13 protein-coding genes are annotated in these 16036 nt (G+C 71.7%); 11 read left to right on the top strand and 2 right to left on the bottom strand.

Annotated features, from left to right (window positions below):
- Positions 1 to 67: 67 nt before the first annotated feature.
- A complete protein-coding gene (locus tag ABD357_RS13925) occupies positions 68 to 793 on the bottom strand; it encodes an alpha/beta fold hydrolase (RefSeq protein WP_344390147.1) in 726 nt (241 codons plus the stop codon).
- A gap of 135 nt (positions 794 to 928) precedes the next feature.
- On the opposite strand from ABD357_RS13925, the gene ABD357_RS13920 reads away from it, so the two are divergent.
- The 10 genes from ABD357_RS13920 to ABD357_RS13875 all read left to right on the top strand — a co-directional run bounded on the left by ABD357_RS13920 (position 929) and on the right by ABD357_RS13875 (position 13827).
- Positions 929 to 1735, top strand: coding sequence for a PaaX family transcriptional regulator (locus tag ABD357_RS13920; RefSeq protein WP_344390145.1), 807 nt, complete (start codon positions 929 to 931; stop codon positions 1733 to 1735).
- Positions 1736 to 1828: 93 nt separating this feature from the next.
- Positions 1829 to 1963, top strand: a complete 135-nt coding sequence (locus tag ABD357_RS13915) for a hypothetical protein (RefSeq protein ID WP_344390144.1) — start codon at positions 1829 to 1831, stop codon at positions 1961 to 1963.
- A 2-nt stretch (positions 1964 to 1965) separates the two neighbouring features.
- Entirely contained in the window at positions 1966 to 3567 is a 1602-nt protein-coding gene (locus tag ABD357_RS13910; RefSeq protein WP_344390143.1) for an FAD-dependent monooxygenase, read from the top strand.
- A 149-nt stretch (positions 3568 to 3716) separates the two neighbouring features.
- Positions 3717 to 5924: an acetate--CoA ligase family protein gene (locus ABD357_RS13905; RefSeq protein WP_344390142.1), complete on the top strand. Its 2208-nt coding sequence runs from the start codon at positions 3717 to 3719 to the stop codon at positions 5922 to 5924.
- A complete protein-coding gene (locus tag ABD357_RS13900) occupies positions 5924 to 7606 on the top strand; it encodes a (2,3-dihydroxybenzoyl)adenylate synthase (protein ID WP_344390140.1) in 1683 nt (560 codons plus the stop codon). Before ABD357_RS13905 ends, ABD357_RS13900 begins: the two co-directional genes overlap by 1 nt.
- A gap of 541 nt (positions 7607 to 8147) precedes the next feature.
- Positions 8148 to 9674, top strand: coding sequence for an ABC transporter substrate-binding protein (locus ABD357_RS13895; protein ID WP_344390139.1), 1527 nt, complete (start codon positions 8148 to 8150; stop codon positions 9672 to 9674).
- 10 nt (positions 9675 to 9684) lie between these two features.
- Complete coding sequence (locus ABD357_RS13890; protein ID WP_344390138.1) at positions 9685 to 11493, top strand: ABC transporter permease subunit; 1809 nt, start codon at positions 9685 to 9687, stop codon at positions 11491 to 11493.
- A gap of 264 nt (positions 11494 to 11757) precedes the next feature.
- A complete protein-coding gene (locus ABD357_RS13885; protein ID WP_425584860.1) occupies positions 11758 to 11916 on the top strand; it encodes a DsbA family oxidoreductase in 159 nt (52 codons plus the stop codon).
- A 361-nt stretch (positions 11917 to 12277) separates the two neighbouring features.
- On the top strand, positions 12278 to 13225 hold the full coding sequence (locus tag ABD357_RS13880; RefSeq protein WP_344390137.1) for a ribosome-inactivating family protein: 948 nt from the start codon (positions 12278 to 12280) through the stop codon (positions 13223 to 13225).
- A 395-nt stretch (positions 13226 to 13620) separates the two neighbouring features.
- Positions 13621 to 13827: a hypothetical protein gene (locus ABD357_RS13875; RefSeq protein WP_344390136.1), complete on the top strand. Its 207-nt coding sequence runs from the start codon at positions 13621 to 13623 to the stop codon at positions 13825 to 13827.
- Positions 13828 to 13964: 137 nt separating this feature from the next.
- Here ABD357_RS13875 and ABD357_RS13870 read toward each other — a convergent pair whose 3' ends face one another.
- Positions 13965 to 14993: a LacI family DNA-binding transcriptional regulator gene (locus ABD357_RS13870; protein ID WP_344390134.1), complete on the bottom strand. Its 1029-nt coding sequence runs from the start codon at positions 14991 to 14993 to the stop codon at positions 13965 to 13967.
- A 195-nt stretch (positions 14994 to 15188) separates the two neighbouring features.
- On the opposite strand from ABD357_RS13870, the gene ABD357_RS13865 reads away from it, so the two are divergent.
- Entirely contained in the window at positions 15189 to 15971 is a 783-nt protein-coding gene (locus tag ABD357_RS13865) for a TIM barrel protein (RefSeq protein WP_344390259.1), read from the top strand.
- Positions 15972 to 16036: the final 65 nt, after the last annotated feature.

Below are 16036 nucleotides of genomic sequence, written 5' to 3'. Positions count from 1 at the left end.
GCGCCACGCAAACCGCCCCGGCTGCATCCCATGCAGCCGGGGCGGTTGGTTTACGGTCGAGTGTCGCTCACGCCTTGAGCAGCGCCGCCGTCAGCTCGTCGGGCCGGGTGAACTGGGCCTCGTGGGTGCCGGCGAACTCGATGACCGGGGTGTCGGGGCCGAGGCGCTGCGGGAAGCGGGGCGTCCAGCCGTACTCGCCCGGCGGCAGGGCCAGGTCTTCGGTGCCGACGACGTAGGAGGCGGGGACGCCTAGCGCGGCCGGGTCGATGGGGGTGACCGTCTCGGTGAAGTAGCGCAGGGGCTGCGGCACCAGCAGTTCGTGGACCAGGCGCTGGGTCCTCTCGTCGCCGTCCTGCATGAAGGCCGCCGTGAAGACCTCGTACGGGAAGACGATGCCGTCGTTGCCGGAGGCGGCTGCGACCTGCCGGAACATCGCGGCGTAGTGCGGCGGGACCTCGTCCAGCAGGCACCGCCCCTCAGCGGGGACGAACGCGCTCCAATAGACGAGCTTGCGCAGTCGGGGCGCCAGTCGTGGTGCCGCGGCGGTGAGCGGGTAGCCGCCCCAACTGTGCGCGACCAGAGTGACGTCGCGCAGATCGTGCCGTTCGACGAGGTCGACGATGAAGTCGCCGACGTCGGCCAGGCTGTGGGCCCGGGGGTCGGCGCCGTCGGTGAGGCCGGGCAGATCAGGGGCCAGTACGCGGTGACCGGCGGCGCGCAGCCGTTCGGCCACCAGGCGCCAGGTCCAGCCGCCGTGACTGGCGCCGGAGATGAGGACGAAGGTGTCTGCCATGGCGTCTCCTTTGACGCGAAGGGTGCCGCCACGGTGACGGCCGTCGTAGGGGTGAAATATCCTTCGCTTGTGAGACGATCGTCAAGAGGTTGACACATATAGGGTCAGGGCCCGCACGGGTCCCAGGAGGTGCTTGTGAAACCGCGCTCGCTGGTCTTCGACCTGTTCGGCGACTATCTGCGCTACCGGGGCGGCGAGGTCCGGCTGCGTTCGCTGGTCACGCTGATGGACTGCTTCGACGTCCCCGAGAGTACGGTCAGGGTGGTCGCCGCCCGGATGCGCAAGGAGGGCTGGCTCGATGCCCGCAGGGAGGGCAGGGAGACCGCCTACGTTCTCACCGACGCCTCGTGGCGGCTCCTCGACGAGGGCCGGGAGCGGATCTTCGCCCGGGCGATCGGGCCGTGGGACGGCCAGTGGCACATGGTCATCTACTCGGTGCCCGAGGCCGACCGGGCGCTGCGCGAGCAATTGCGCAAGAAGCTGTCCTGGCTGGGCTTCGGCATGCTGTCGGCGTCGGTGTGGATCAGTCCGCACGACCGGATCGCGGAGGTCAGGGAGAGCTTCGCGAACGAGTCCGCGGTACGGATCGACGCGCTGCACGCCCGTTCCGAGTCCGCCGCGGCCGACCGGGACATGGCGGCCCGGTCCTGGGATCTGACGGGCCTGAACAAGGAGTACGGCGAGCTGCTCGACCGCTACCGGCCCCGCCTCGCCGACTACCGCGCCGGGGCGCCGCGCGGCCGGGACGCGCTGGTCGAGCGTATGCGCCTGATCCACGACTACCGCTTGCTGCCGTTCCGGGACCCGGACTTGCCTCCCGAGCTGCTCCCCGAGGGCTGGGCGGGTCGCCGGCTCCACGAGGTGTTCCTGGAGGCCCATGGGCTGCTGCGGGCGGAGGCGGAGGGGTACGTCGACGAGGTGATCGGCGCGGCGGGCGGCTGAACGGTGCGCGAAAAAATGCGTTTCAGAATCTAGACGACCGTTATTTCAATGTCGTACGTTGGGCTCAGGTATCCCGAAGGAGTGAGTCCGCCCGTGACGATCATCGACGAACGCGCCGCGCCGGAGAGGCTCCATGCCGACTTCGAGGCCGCGCATCTGACAGCCCTGTGGACGCAGCGCGAGCCCTTCGTCCCCGGCGAGTGCCGTATCACCCTGGTGAGGGGCTGACCATGCGTATCGCAGTCGTCGGCGGCGGACCGGGCGGGCTGTTCTTCGCCGCCCTGATCCGGCAGGCCGACCCGTCCGCCGAGGTGACGGTCTTTGAACGCAACCGGGCCGACGACGCGTTCGGCTTCGGTGTGGTGTTCTCCGACCGGACGCTCGCCGGCATCCACGAGGCGGACCCCGTGCTCCGTGAGGCGCTGGACGCGCACGGCCGGCACTGGGAGGACATCGAGGTACGGCTGAAGGGCGAGCGGATCCGCTGCGGCGGCAACGGCATGGCCGCGATCGCCCGCCGTACCCTGCTCGGGCTGCTCCAGGAGCGGGCCCGTGATCTGGGCGCGGAACTGCGGTTCGAGACGGAGAGGTCGCTGTCCGACCTGGAGGGTTACGACCTCGTGGTCGCCGCCGACGGCACGTCGTCGCGGATCCGTACGGCGATCGAGGAGCGTTTTGAGCCGTCCGTCGAGACGGCAACGGCGAAGTTCATCTGGTTCGGCACGGACTACATGTTCGACGGGCTCACCTTCGTCCACGAACGCGGTCCCCACGGCGTGTTCGCGGTGCACGGCTACCCGATCAGTGCGGACGTGAGCACGTTCATCGTGGAGACCGACGAGACGACGTGGCGGGCGGCGCGGCTGGACGCGTTCGACGCGACGCAGCCGCCCGGCCCGAGCGACCTGGCGACGAAGGCGTACCTGGAGGAGCTGTTCGCCGAGCAGATCGACGGACGCCGGCTCCTGGTCAACAACTCCCGGTGGGGCAACTTCCGCACCCGGCGCACCCGCCACTGGTATGTCACCGAACCGCGCCCGGTCGTCCTGCTCGGCGACGCGGCGCACACCGCGCACTTCTCCGTGGGCTCCGGCACGAAGATGGCCATGGAGGACGCGATCGCGCTCTCCGGCGCCCTCGCCAAGCACGGCGACGACCTCCCGGCCGCGCTCGCCGCGTACGAGGACGCCGCCCGTCCTTCGGTGGAGGCCATCCAGAACGCGGCGCGGCCCAGCCTGGGCTGGTGGGAACACTTCGGCGAGTACCACGACGCCTTCGAGCCCTGGCAGTTCGCGTACCACTTCCTGTCCCGCAGCATCACGGACGGCCGCTTGGCGCGACGGGCGCCGGACTTCGTCCGTACAAGTCACGACGAGTGGCAGGCTCGGCACAGCGGTTCGGACCCCCTGGACACCCCGTTCGACCTTGGTACGTGGCAGCTTCCGAGCCGGGTCATGCTGGTGGAGCCCGACGCCACCACCGCGGTGGGCGGCACTGGGGACCCGCTGCCCTTGCGGGCGTCCGTGCCGGACACGCCGGGGCCCTGGGGCGCCCGGGTCACGGCCCCGGAGGACGAATCGGGTCTGGCCGCCGCGTACGCGCTGCTGGCCGACCTGGCGGACGGGGGCCCTCTCCTCGTCGCCGTGGACGGAGGTACGGCCCACACCCGCGCCCTGCTCACGGAGCGGACCCGCCTGCACCATGGCCTGCCCGCACTGTTGGTCGACGACACGCTGGACCGCGACCGCGCGGTCACGGCCGTACTGTCCGGGCGGACGGATTTGGTCGCTGCTGCGGCCGCCACCGTGGCGGCTTGGGAGGTGACCCGGTGAACGGGGCAGTGGGAGGTGGAGTGCCGGAGGCGGCGGCGGTGGAGTCTTCCGTTGGTCCGTCCGCGACTGCGGGCGTTCCGCCCCGGGTCCCGATGCCGGAGCCCGGCCCGCATGCGCGGCCGGGCAGAAGCCTGCCTCTGGGCGGTGATGTGCTCCCCGAGTCAGCCGACGGGCTCGGCGGACTCGGCCCGCTCTTCGCCCCCCGCGGCATCGCCGTCATCGGTGCCTCCCGGGACCCGGCGAAGCTGGGGGCCGCGCTGGCCCGTTCCGTTGCCGGATTTCCTGGATACGTGGCGCTCGTCAACGCGCGTGATCCGGAGCCTGCCTCCGGGATCTACGGGTCGGTGGAGGAAGCCGCGGAGCACGGGCCGGTGGATCTCGCCCTGGTCTGTCTGCCGGCCAGGGTGTGCGCGGACGCCGTTGCCGAGGCTGCCAAGGCCGGGGCGCGGGCCGCCGTGGTCTACGGGGGCGGGTTCGCCGAGGCCGGAGCGGACGGTGAGCGGTATCAGCGTGAGCTGGCCGACGTGGTCGAGCGGACCGGGATCCGGCTGCTCGGGCCGAACACCTCCGGGTTCCTCGCGCCCGGCGGGGGACTCACAGCCAGCTTCGTGCCCGGTGCCGCCGACGTGCCGTCCGGCCGGGTCGCCGTCGTCGCGGCCAGCGGAGGCGTCAACCATGCGCTGGCGTTCCTGCTGAGCGAGGCAGGGCACGGCGTGAGCCTCGCCGTGGGGCTCGGCAACGGCGTCGACGTCACGGCCGCGGATGTGCTGGAGCACCTGGCCGGTGACCCGCAGACCGGTGCCGTAGCCCTGCACATCGAGTCCGTCGCCGACGGGCGCCGGCTGACGGGCGCGGTCGCCCGGCTCGCCGCCATCCGCCCGGTTGTCGCGCTCGTCGTCGGCCGCCACGATGTCGGCGCCTTCGCCGCCTCCCACACCGGCGCCCTCGCCACCTCCTGGCGCACCACCCGCGCGGCCCTCGCCCAGGCCGGTGCCGTGCTCGTGGACGACGAACGTGAACTGGTCGACGCGGTGGGCGCGTTGTCGCTCGTACGACTTCCCGCAGCCGCCGACCCGGGGGTGGGCGTGGTGACGGCCCAGGCCGGCCCTGGCCTGCTGCTCCTGGACGACCTGCGCGGGCGCCGCGCCGCCGTGCCCGAACTGACCGCGGACACCCGGCGCGCGTTGGCCGAGGTGCTGCCCCCGCTGACGTACCAGGCGAACCCGGTCGACACCGGCCGGCCCGGCCCCGGTTTCGGCGCCGTACTGGACACGGTGGCCGCCGACCCGGCCGTGGACCTCATCGCCGGGTACGCACTCCACGAACCGGCCGCCTTCGACCTGGTCGAGGCCGTGGACGCGGCCGGGTACAGCGTGCCGCTGCTGCTCGGAGTCGGCGGCGCGGGTGACGGCGTACGACGGGTACGCCGCGCCCTGCTGGAGCGGGGCGTAGCCGTGGCGGGCGACCCGCACGGGCTCGCCGCCATGACCGGCGCGCTGCTGGCGGACGCCCGCGCCCGGCACCGTATGACGGCCGGTTCGACCGGGCCGGGTGTGCCTCGGGTGGCGGTGGCGGTGGAGCCAGGCCCGGGCCCCTGGGACGAGGACCAGGCCAAGACGCTCCTGGACCGGCTGAACGTACCGACCATGCCCCGCCGGGCCTGCGCCGACCGCGCCGCCGCCCACCGGGCACTGGCCGAACTGCCCGGCCCGGTGGCGGTCAAGCTGCTGGACGCGGCCGTACTGCACAAAACCGAGATCGGCGGAGTCCGCCTCGGCGTACGCACCCCGGCCGAGCTGGACGCGGCTCTCGACGCGATCGAGGAGGCGGCCGTGCGTGTCGCCGGCGCGAGCGGCGGGGCGGCCGATGGCCGCAGCGGCGCCGGGGGCGACGGGGCGCCGGCCCGCGTCGCTGTCGCGATCGAGGAGGCGGCCCCTGAACCGCCGCAGGCACTGGTCGAGTCGATGGCCCCACCCGGCATCGACCTCGTCGTCGGCGCCCGGAGGGACCCCGTGTTCGGCCCGGTCGTCCTGGTCGGCCTCGGCGGCACCACCGCCGAGGCCTTGGCGGACGTGAGCATCCGGCTCGCCCCGCTCACCGCGAGGGAAGCCGCGACCATGCCCGCCGACCTGGCCGGACGAGCCCTCCTCGACGGCTGGCGCGGCGGACCCGTACTGGACCGAGCCGCCCTCGGCGAGGTGACGGCGGCCCTCGGCGACCTGCTTGCCGCCCACCCCGCACTGGCCGAGATCGAAATCAACCCACTACGGATCACCGCTCACGGCCTCGTGGCGCTGGATGCTGTGTGTATCGCTGCTGGAGCCGCCGAAGCGGCACAAGAAGAAGGTGGTGACTGATGGCCGCACCCATCAGTGAGGGCACCGTCCCCTGGCCGAAGCCCGACGCCGACCGCTACACGGCGGCCGGGTACTGGGCCGGCCGCCCGCTGGGCGACCTGCTGCGCGAGAGCGCCGACCGCAGGCCCGACGCGACCGCACTCGTCGACGGCGACCTCCGCCTCACCTACGCCGAACTCGCCGACCGCGCGGATGCGTTGGCGATACGGCTGCTCGACCTCGGACTCGCCCCCGGCGACCGGATCGTGGTCCAGCTGGCCAACGGCTGGGAGTTCACCGTCCTGACCTGGGCATGCCTGCGCGCCGGGATCGTGCCGGTGATGGCGCTGCCCGCGCACCGCCGCCTCGAACTGGCCTACCTGGCCGCGCACTCCGAGGCCGCCGCCATCGCCGTACCCGACCGGCTGCGCGACTTCGACCACCAGGCGCTCGCCCACGAGCTCGGCAAGGAGGCGCCGGGCCCCTGGCACGTACTGGTCGCGGGGGACGAGGTAGGCCCCGACAGCCTGGACCTGCGCGCCCTGTGCGCGCCCGGGACGGAGCCCGCCGCCGACCGGGCCCGGCTGGACGCCGCCGCCCCCGGCAGCCGGGACGTCGCGGTGTTCCTGCTCTCCGGCGGCACCACCGGCCTGCCCAAACTGATCGCCCGCACCCACGACGACTACGCCTACAACGCCCGCGCCAGCGCCGAGGTCAGTGCCGTCGACGCCGACACGGTCTACCTGGTGAGTCTGCCCGCCGGGCACAACTTCCCGCTGGCCTGCCCCGGAATCCTGGGCACCCTGCTGGCCGGCGGCCGGGTGGTGATGCTCCCGAGCCCGGAACCGGTCCGGGTCTTCGCCACCGTCGCCGCGGAGCGGGTCACCCACACCGCCGTCGTACCCGCGGTCGCCGGACGCTGGCTGGAACACGCCGAGCAGCACGGGGCCCAGCAGATGGAGAGCCTGCGCGTGCTCCAGGTCGGCGGCTCCCGGCTCGCCGACGAACTGGCCCGCCGTATCCGCCCCGTACTCGGTACGACACTCCAGCAGGTGTTCGGCATGGCCGAGGGCCTGCTCAACTACACCCGCCTGGACGACCCCGAGGACGTCGTCTGCACCACCCAGGGCCGCCCCATGTGCCCCGACGACGAGGTACGGCTGGTCGACGAACTCGACCGGGACGTCCCCGACGGCGAGCCCGGCTCCCTGCTCACCCGCGGCCCCTACACCCCGCGCGGCTACTACCGCGCCCCCGAGCACAACAAGCGGGCGTTCACGGAGGACGGCTGGTACCGCAGCGGCGACATCTGCCGCCGTACGCCCGAGGGCAGTCTCGTCGTCGAAGGCCGCGACAAGGACATGATCAACCGGGGCGGCGAGAAGGTCTCCGCGGAGGAAGTCGAGAACCTCGTCTACGAGTTGACCGACGGCGTCAGCCAGGTGGCGGCCGTGGCCATGCCCGACCCCGTCCTGGGCGAGCGCGTCTGCCTCTACGTCGTACCCGGACCCGGTCGCCCCGCCCCAGCCCTGGACGCGATCCGCGCCGCCATGGAGGAAGCCGGGGTCGCCCGCTTCAAACTGCCCGAACGCCTTGTGTGCGTAGAGGAGTTGGCCGCCACCAAGGTCGGCAAGATCGACAAGAAGGCACTGCGCGCGGACATCGCGGCCCGCCTCGCGTCCCCTGAAGTCCGTACGCCATGACCGGTCCGTACGCCATGACCAGCACCACTCGCCAGGAACTCACCCTCACCCTGCCGTGGATGCGCGAGGGCGCCGCCCTCCTTGCAGGGCGCGGCCGACCGCCTCACCGACCCTGGTCTGCGCGCCCCCAGCGCTGTCCCCGGCTGGACCCGCGCGCCGACGACGGCCGAGGTCACGGCCGTGACCCCGGCCGCGGGCCCCGGCCGTCGTCGAGGCCCCGGCCGCGGAGCTGTCGGCCTGGACCATCGGCCGGGCACTCCGAGTCGGGCCGCCCGAGCCGAGCGGCCGGTGACCCTGCCACGCCGGCTGTGACCGTCCGCAGGTCGTCCGCGTGCGTTCCGCACGTCCTTATCGCCAACTCCTCCCCGCCCGGCGAAGTTCCATGACGTAAGTCGGACGGCAGCGGCGTAAGGATCTCAATGGTTGAGACTTCACTCACCCGGCCAGACTTTGGTAAGGCTTGCCTCATATGCTTGCGTGGCCCTGTCGCCGTATGCCGGCGCCGGGGCGTAACTCGCCCTCCCGCACGACAGGACCCACCATGCGCACCACCTCCCGTGGCCTCCTCGCGGCGCTCGCCCTCGGCCCGTTGCTGACCGGCTGTTTCGTGTCGGACGAGGGCGGTTCGGCCACCGATGGTGCGGAGGGATCGGGCGGCGGCCGGCTGAGGGTCGCCCTCGCGGTGCCGCCGGTACAGGCCCTGTCCCCGTACAGCAATGACGCCACCGTGCTGAGCAAGCTGTCCGTGGCCGAAGGCCTCACCGCGCTGGGCAAGGAGGGAGCCGCCGCGCCCGCGCTGGCGAAGTCCTGGAAGCAGGTGAACGCCACGACTTGGGCCTTCGAGCTGCGCAAGGCCACGTTCCAGGACGGCACCGAGGTCACCGCCGAGTCTGTGGTCAACGCCCTTGACCAGGCCGGCAAGGCCGAGCCCAAGCCCCGGGTCCTCAGCGATGTGACGCTCACCGCCAAGGCCGACGACGCCGACACCGTCACGATCACGACCAAGGCCGCCGACCCGGTGCTGCCATTGCGGCTCGCCAGCCCCGCGCTGGGCATCCTCGCCCCGAAGGCGTACGCGAAGGACGGCACCGTCAGCCCGGTCGGCACCGGAACCGGACCCTTCGAGATCACCAAGCTCACCGGGAAGAGCAAGGCCGCGCTCGACCGCTTCGACGACCACTGGGGCGGCAAGGCCAAAGCGCCCGGCGTCGACGTGACGTGGATCGCCGACGGCACCGCCCGCGCCAACGCCCTGCGCGGCGGCGACGTCGACATCGCCGAGTGGATCCCCACCGCCCAGGCGAAGCTGCTGGACAAGGACACCCGTCACGAAGTGCCCTCCGTGCGGACCGACAGCCTGGTCCTCAACACCGGAAGCGGCATCTTCCCTGACGCGTCGCTGCGTGCCGCCGCCCGCGAGGCCGTGGACGGCGGCGCCCTGGTGGACTCGGTCTTCGGCGGATACGCCGATCCCGCCCAGGGCCTGTTCGGGCCCGCCGTCCCGTGGGCGGACGACAACCGCGTGGCCGTGAGCGGGCGCGCCCCGGCCGCGACCTCCGCCGACGTCAAGGCGAAGACCAAGGGCAAGACCCTGCGCCTGGCCACCTACACCAACCGCGCGGAACTCCCCGAGGCCGCCACCGTCCTGCAACAGCAGCTGGAGAAGGCCGGGTTCACCGTCAAGCAGGACGTACGCGAGTACACGCAGATGGAGGCCGACCTCCTCGCGGGCAAGTACGACGCGCTCGTCTTCTCCCGCGTGACCCTGCTCGACACCGGCGACGCGGTCGCGTACCTCGCGAGCGACTACACCAGCGACGGCGTCTACAACATCGCCGGGCTGAAGGACCCGAAGGCCGACCAGGCCATCAAGTCCGCTGCCGGGGAAGGCGACACGGAACGGCGGCAGCAGAAGATCATGCGCGCCGAGGCGGAGATCCTGCGTACCGACGCGGTCGTACCGCTGGTGTACGAGAAGGTCGTCCAGGGCATCGCCACCGACGTCGAGGGTGTGCTCCTCGACCCGCGCGAGCGGTCGTTGGTCGACGTCGACACCCGTGTGAAGTAAGCGGCGGCGGATGAGCGTCACTTCGGCCGGTGCCGACTCCCGCCCGTCCCGGTGGCGCGCGGGGGCCGGCCGCCTCGTCGCCGGGACCGCGCTGCTGACGGCCGTCGCCCTGCTGCCCTGGCTGTCCGGGACCGACCCCGCACTGTCGGTCCTGCGCGCCCGCTCCGCGGACGCGGATCCGACACCCGCGCAACTGACCCTCGTACGAGAGCAACTGGGCCTGGACGAAGGCCCGTTCACCCATCTTGTGCAGTGGCTGGGCGGACTGCCGCGCGGCGACGCGGGAACCTCGTGGGTGTCGGGCGAACCGGTCCTGCCCCAGGTGACGACCGCCTTCGCCGTCTCCCTCACGCTGATGCTCGGCGCCCTCGTGGTCACCGTCGCTGTGGCCGCGCTGATCTGCGCCCGCACCCTGCACCTGGGCTCCCGGCGGCAGTTGCGACAGGGCCGGGCGGGCACCATGGCGGCCGTCCTCGCCGCGCTGCCCAAGTTCCTGCTCGCCTCGCTGCTCGCCACCGTGTGCGGGGTATGGCTGGGCTGGTTCCCGTCGAGCGGCTGGGCGGGACCGATGGCGATGGTGCTGCCGGCACTCGCCCTCGGCGTACCGTCCGGGGCGGTGATCGGCAGCCTGCTCGACCAGTCGCTGCCCGCCGCCTTCCAGGAGCCGTGGGCGCGGACCTGGCACGCGTACGGGTTCTCGCCCGGCCATATCGCCCGGCACGCGCTGCGCCGCACGCTGGCCGGTGTGCTCCCGCAGCTCCTGCCGAGCGTCGTGGCCCTGGTCGGCGGGGCGGTCGCAGTGGAGAAGATCTTCAACATTCCGGGGCTCGGCCGACTCGCCCTGGACGCCGCCATCGCCCAGGATCTCCCACCGTTGCAGACCGCGACGCTGGCCCTCGTCCTGCTCGGCGTCGCCGCCGGCCTGCTCATCCAGGCCCTGCGTCGCGCGCTCCTCGGCCCCGCACTGCGGGACGGCGCCCTGCCCGCCCTGCACCCGCCGTCCCTTCCCCGGCCGCGCTCCCTGCCCTGGGTCATCGGATTCTGCACGGTCACCCTGCTCACCCTGGTCGTGGCCGGACTGCTGCGCGACCCCTTGCAGGTGGACACGGCGGCCCGCCTGCTGCCGCCCTCAGCCGCGCACCCGCTGGGCACGGACTCGCTCGGCCGTGATCTGCTGGCCCGGCTGGGCCACGGGGCGCTGCGTACGGCGGGCGTGGCTCTCGCGGTCACGGTGGTCAGCGTCGTCCTCGGGCTGCTGCTCGGCATGGCGACCCAGGTGGGTGCGGGCCTGACCGAAGTGGTGTCGACGCTGCCGGCCGTACTCGCCGGACTGCTGACGACCGCGGTGACCGGGCCGTCCGTGTGGGGCGCCGCGCTGGCTGTGTGCGTGGTCGCCTGGAGCCCGTACGCCGCCCAGACCGCGGCACTGCTCGAACAGGAACGGGCCAGCGGTCACATGCTCGCGTCGATCTCCTTCGGAGCCGGACTGCGGTACCTGGTGCGCCACCACTACCTGCCCGCCGTACTGCCGTCCGTACTGCGCAACGCCCTGCTACGACTGCCCACCACGGTCCTCGTCCTGGCCTCCCTCGGCTTCCTCGGCCTGGGCGAGCAGCCGCCCACCCCGGAGTGGGGCCGCCTGCTGTCGGAGAACCAGCCGTACGTGGAGCTGGCGCCCTGGACGGTACTCGGCCCGGCCTGCGCGCTCGTCCTTCTGTCGGTGCTCGCCGTGTCCGGTGCGGCTTCGGGACGCGGCAGGTCCCGAAGCCGCACCGGATCGAAGCGGCGCACTGAGATGCAGACCTACTCGCCCGCGTAGGCGATGTCCGGCCGGGGCGGGGTGGCCATGGCCGCCCCGGGGAAGTAGTCGGGGTGGTGAGACTGCAGATGACCCAGCGTCGCCGCCGTGGTGGCACTCGATCGGCGCGGTCATCGGCGGGTTGAGTCTGATCCGCTCCCGCCGTAACGGCCCCGCTGCCCCCGTGCTGGCTGACCGGCCATGATGCCGGTTCAGCGCCCGTGTTGTGGTGTGAATTTCCTCGGAACGGCAGACGCTCGCCCTTCGCTCACTTGCCGGGAGGCCGTGCAGGCAGACTTCCGCGCGGCACGCCGTTACGGCGCCACGGGCGTGCCGTTCTTCGTCCTCAACCGGGCCTACGGTCTCTCCGGCGCCCAGCCGGCCGACACCTTCCTCTCCGCCCTGCGCACCGCGCACGCGGACGCCACCCCGACGACCGGCTGAGTCGAACCGGCTCCACCTCAAGCGGTCTGGGGAACGTGACAGCACCGGCTGCACCGAGAGTCCCGAAGAGGGGAGAGCAAAGTGAAGATCGTGGTGGGCGAGCTGTCCGGGTCAGAGATCGCCGGGCGAGCAAATGCGGTCCATCACCAGGTCAGATCCCGGCCTCTCGGTACTGGCGGGTTGGGATGTTTGCCTCTGTCGGGATTCCGGCCCCTTGAACAAGACTTTGCCGAACGGGGCGGGGCGCAAGCGACCCGGACGTCCGCTCGCTCTCCGGACTGCTCCGCGGTGCTGAGCGCCGACCGTCCTCGAAGACGTCCATGACTCGTCCACGAGTCATCGCAGGAAGTGAGGTATTGGCATGGCCATGAAAGAAACGCCGCCTGTCGAGCGGGTCGGCGGCCCAGTTCACAAACGCCGTTCCCGCTGGCTGACCAGGAAGTTCATGGTGCTCTTCCTTGCCGTTGCCACGCTGCTGGGTGGTGCCGCCGTGGTGGTCCCGCAGTTCCAGGAGAAGGCCAGCGCCATTGATGACGGCAACGACATCACCTGGGACATCAGTGGCGGCGAAAAGGCGTACGACGACATGATCAAAGCCGTACGCCAGCGGGCGACCGGCGGCAGGGTGCTGCGGGAAGGGGTGCTGCGGACCGACCCCACTCTGGACACCTCCTCCAGGAACATCTTCGCCATCGACCTGCGGGCCAGTGCCCTGCCCTCGAGTTCGGACGGCAACAACGTCCGCCTGATCGTGCGGGCGCGGGACCTGTTCATCATCGGCTACCAGGTCAGGGATGGAAGGGGCAGCGCTTCGCCCATCTACTTCAAGAACGACGACCCCGACCCCAACTCGGCGGTGCCTTCCGGCACCTTCGGCTTCACGGGCAGCTACGGGGACCTGGAGGCACGTGGCGGCCAGGCGCGGGCCAACATGAGGCTCAATCAGCAGGTGGTGGACGCGGCGTACCAGAACCTGCGGGGGAACGCCAGCGTGAACGCGGCAGCCCGGTCGATGATGGTGTTCGTCATGATGGTCGCGGAAGCAGCGAGGTTCGAGCCGCTGCACCAGGACTTCAGGCAGGCCTTCGGCTCCAACGGCGCCGGTGAGACGGTCGTCAACGTTGCCGATGCAGAGCTGATGAACAGCTGGGGCGAGGCATCACGGCAGTTCGCCGACAGCCTCAGCAACGGTACACCCATCAACTTCCAGATCGACGACCCCGCAACACCGAGCATCGACTTCGGCGCGAACACGCTGACGTCGATGGCCGCGATCCTCGCCATCTGCCTTCTGCAGAACAGTCAGTGACGCGCGGGATCAGGATGCCGGCGGCAACGTATCGGGGGCGGCATCCGTGTTCACGAACATGGTGTGCGGCGGGTCACGGCCGCCGAGCGGGGGCCCAAGCGCGCGCCCGTTCGCTGAGCGCTTGGGCGACCTTGTTTCCCGGAAGCTTCCGGACTGAGCTCCGCAGGGTGGCGAAATGGTAGTCACAACGCGCTGAACTGACGTGCTGGTAGTCGAGGAACTCGCCCCATGTCGCGCACGCCGATTCGAGGTGGCCGTACTCGAACTGTCGCTCGGCGGCATGGCGGTCACCGGCCGCCGCCGAGGCGTGCGCCTGCTGGCCAACCAGGAAAGCAGCCAAGGCCACAGGCCGCCTGCGCGAGGACTTCGACCCCTCGGACCTGGTACTGATCCACATGGCCAACGCAGGCGTCGTCAACGCCACCGGCGACGCCGCCCCCGACGCCTGGCGACGCGTCGTCACCCTCGTGATCCAGTCCTTGGAGGCCCCGGCCCGCGGCTCCCTCCCCGCCCCACCCGAGCACGACGCCCTCTACAAGGCCATGCTCCGCGCCAGCCCGGTGGGCAGCACCACCGCACCCGAGCCGGGGAAGAGCGCCTGACCTCGCTGCCGGAAAGCGGCTCCTGTCGGCGAAGAGTTCGGCACAGAACTTCGTGACCCGGCTCGGAGCCGTACAGCGAGGGCCGCACAGAAGGGCCGTACAGCGGGGAATCCGCCATGGCGCCGGGCGCGAACAGCTCACAGCGAGGGCGGGGCGGTCGTGCTCCGGACGACGAGGCGGGGAGTGATGACGTCTTCCCCGGCGAGGACCTGGTCGCCCTCCAGGCGTGCGACGGCCCGGCTGACGGCGAGGTGGGCCAGGCGAGGGATGTCCTGTCCGACGGTGGTGAGGTCGATGTGGGCCAGCCGGGCCAGGTGGCTGTCGTCGAAGCCGACGACGGAGATGTCGTCGGGGACCGCGATGCCGGCGCGGAGGAACACGTCGAGTACGCCGGTCGCGCAGCGGTCGTTGAAGGCCATCACGGCGGTGGGGTGCGGGCGGTCGGCCGACAGGGCGCGGGCGGCATCGGCGCCGTCCTCCTCGGTGAGCCCGCCGGGGATGATGCGGATGTGTTCGGCCAGGCCGTGGCGGTTCATGGCGGTGCGGTAGCCGCGGCGCCGGTCGGCCGCACCCGGTGCCCGGCCGCCGTCGATGTGGACGATGTCGCGGTGGCCCAGAGCGACGAGGTGGTCCACCGCCTGCCGGGCACCCTCGTCGTCGGCGGTCCGTACGACCTCCAGGCCGGGGATGGCCGGCCGTAGCCGACGGGCCACGGAGACGACCGGCAGCTGCCCGGCCACTTCCGCGAGCCGCGCGGCCGGGGCCTGCGGGCCGAGCAGAATCAGCGCCTCGCAGCGGTCGGCGAGCAGTGTCTCGACGGCGCGCTGCTCGCCGCGCCCGGCGGCCACGGCGCTCAGCGCGATCTGGTAGCCGGCCGGTTCGGCCGCCGCGTAGAGACCCTCCACCAGGTCGGTGTGGAAGGGGTGCTGGAGGCCGAACTGCACGCCGAGCAGCCGGGAACGCTGGCTGCGCAGCAGTCTCGCCCGGGCGTCGGGACGGTAACCGATCTCCCGCGCGGCCTGAAGGACACGCTCGCGGGTGGCCGCGCTGGCGCCCTTCGCGTCGCGCATCACGATGGAGACCAGCGCCGTGGACACGCCGGCCCGCGCCGCCACGTCCGCGAGTGTCGGTCGCTTTCCGGCAGGGACCGCCGGGGTCTCTGGCACTTGTCCTCCCTGGTCGGATCGCCTCCTCGGAGGTCGACTACGGCCGACTATAGAACGTTCTAGCATTCGTGGCCACCGAAGTCTTGACAGGTCTGGGTGGCGACTGGCGTACTGCTGCTCACGGATGAATCTAGAACGTTCTAGCTCCTGGAGCATAGAACTAGATCCAGGTACGCGGAGAAAGGGCGGGTGGCGATGTACACACTGGCGGTCTGCGCCGAAATGGTCTTCCTGGATCTGCCGATCGACGAACGGGCCCGGCGCATCCACGACGCCGGCTTCCAGGTCGAGATCTGGGACTGGACCCGGCACGACCTCGACGCCCTGGCCCGGACTCCGGCCGAGTTCTCGTCCATGACCGGGTACATCCGGGGCAGTCTGACCGACGAGAAGGGCACCGCCGAACTCCTCCGCACCGCCGAGGAGTCGCTCCGGGCAGCCGAGCAACTGGGCTGTCCCCGGCTGAACCTGCACGGCACCGGACTGGACGACAAGGGCCTGCCGGTGGTGCCGGTGACCGGTGCGGCCACCGGAGCGATGTGGATCGCCGCCCATCGCACGCTCACCCGCCTCGCCGAGCTGGGGGAGAGCGCCGGGGTGGTCTTCACGCTGGAGAACCTCAACACGGCCGTCGACCATCCCGGTGTGCCGTTCGCGACGGCCGCCGACACTATGGCCCTGGTCCAGACGGTGGGCCGGCCCGGACTGCGGATGAACCTGGACCTGTACCACGCCCAGATCGGCGAGGGGAATCTGATCGAGCTGGTCCGCAAGGCCCACGCCCTGGGCCTGATCGGCGAGATCCAGGTCGCCGACGTCCCCGGCCGCCGCGAGCCCGGAACCGGCGAGATCAACTACCCCGCCGTCGCCCGCACCCTCAAAGAGCTCGGCTACGAAGGCACGGTCGCAATGGAGGCCTGGGCCTCCGGCGGCAGCGAGCTCGCCCTGGAGCGCTTCCGCTCCGCGTTCACTCTCTGACGCTCCTGTCCACTGTCCTCTGACTGCTTCCGACTGCTTCCGACTGCTTCTGCCTGCCTCGTCGG

Origin of the sequence: Streptomyces vastus (assembly GCF_039532825.1) — a bacterium.
GTDB lineage: Bacteria > Actinomycetota > Actinomycetes > Streptomycetales > Streptomycetaceae > Streptomyces > Streptomyces vastus.
Note: the sequence above shows the minus strand (reverse complement) of the source record. Positions and strands in the feature narration are given on the sequence as shown.

Excerpts from the sequence above, each read along its gene's own strand:
- ABD357_RS13865 (WP_344390259.1), top strand. The coding sequence starts at position 15,189 with ATGTACACACTGGCGGTCTGCGCCGAAATGGTCTTCCTGGATCTGCCG.
- ABD357_RS13890 (WP_344390138.1), top strand. The coding sequence starts at position 9,685 with ATGAGCGTCACTTCGGCCGGTGCCGACTCCCGCCCGTCCCGGTGGCGC.
- ABD357_RS13880 (WP_344390137.1), top strand. The coding sequence starts at position 12,278 with ATGGCCATGAAAGAAACGCCGCCTGTCGAGCGGGTCGGCGGCCCAGTT.
- ABD357_RS13895 (WP_344390139.1), top strand. The coding sequence starts at position 8,148 with ATGCGCACCACCTCCCGTGGCCTCCTCGCGGCGCTCGCCCTCGGCCCG.
- ABD357_RS13925 (WP_344390147.1), bottom strand. The coding sequence starts at position 793 with ATGGCAGACACCTTCGTCCTCATCTCCGGCGCCAGTCACGGCGGCTGG.
- ABD357_RS13900 (WP_344390140.1), top strand. The coding sequence starts at position 5,924 with ATGGCCGCACCCATCAGTGAGGGCACCGTCCCCTGGCCGAAGCCCGAC.
- ABD357_RS13910 (WP_344390143.1), top strand. The coding sequence starts at position 1,966 with ATGCGTATCGCAGTCGTCGGCGGCGGACCGGGCGGGCTGTTCTTCGCC.
- ABD357_RS13875 (WP_344390136.1), top strand. The coding sequence starts at position 13,621 with ATGGCCAACGCAGGCGTCGTCAACGCCACCGGCGACGCCGCCCCCGAC.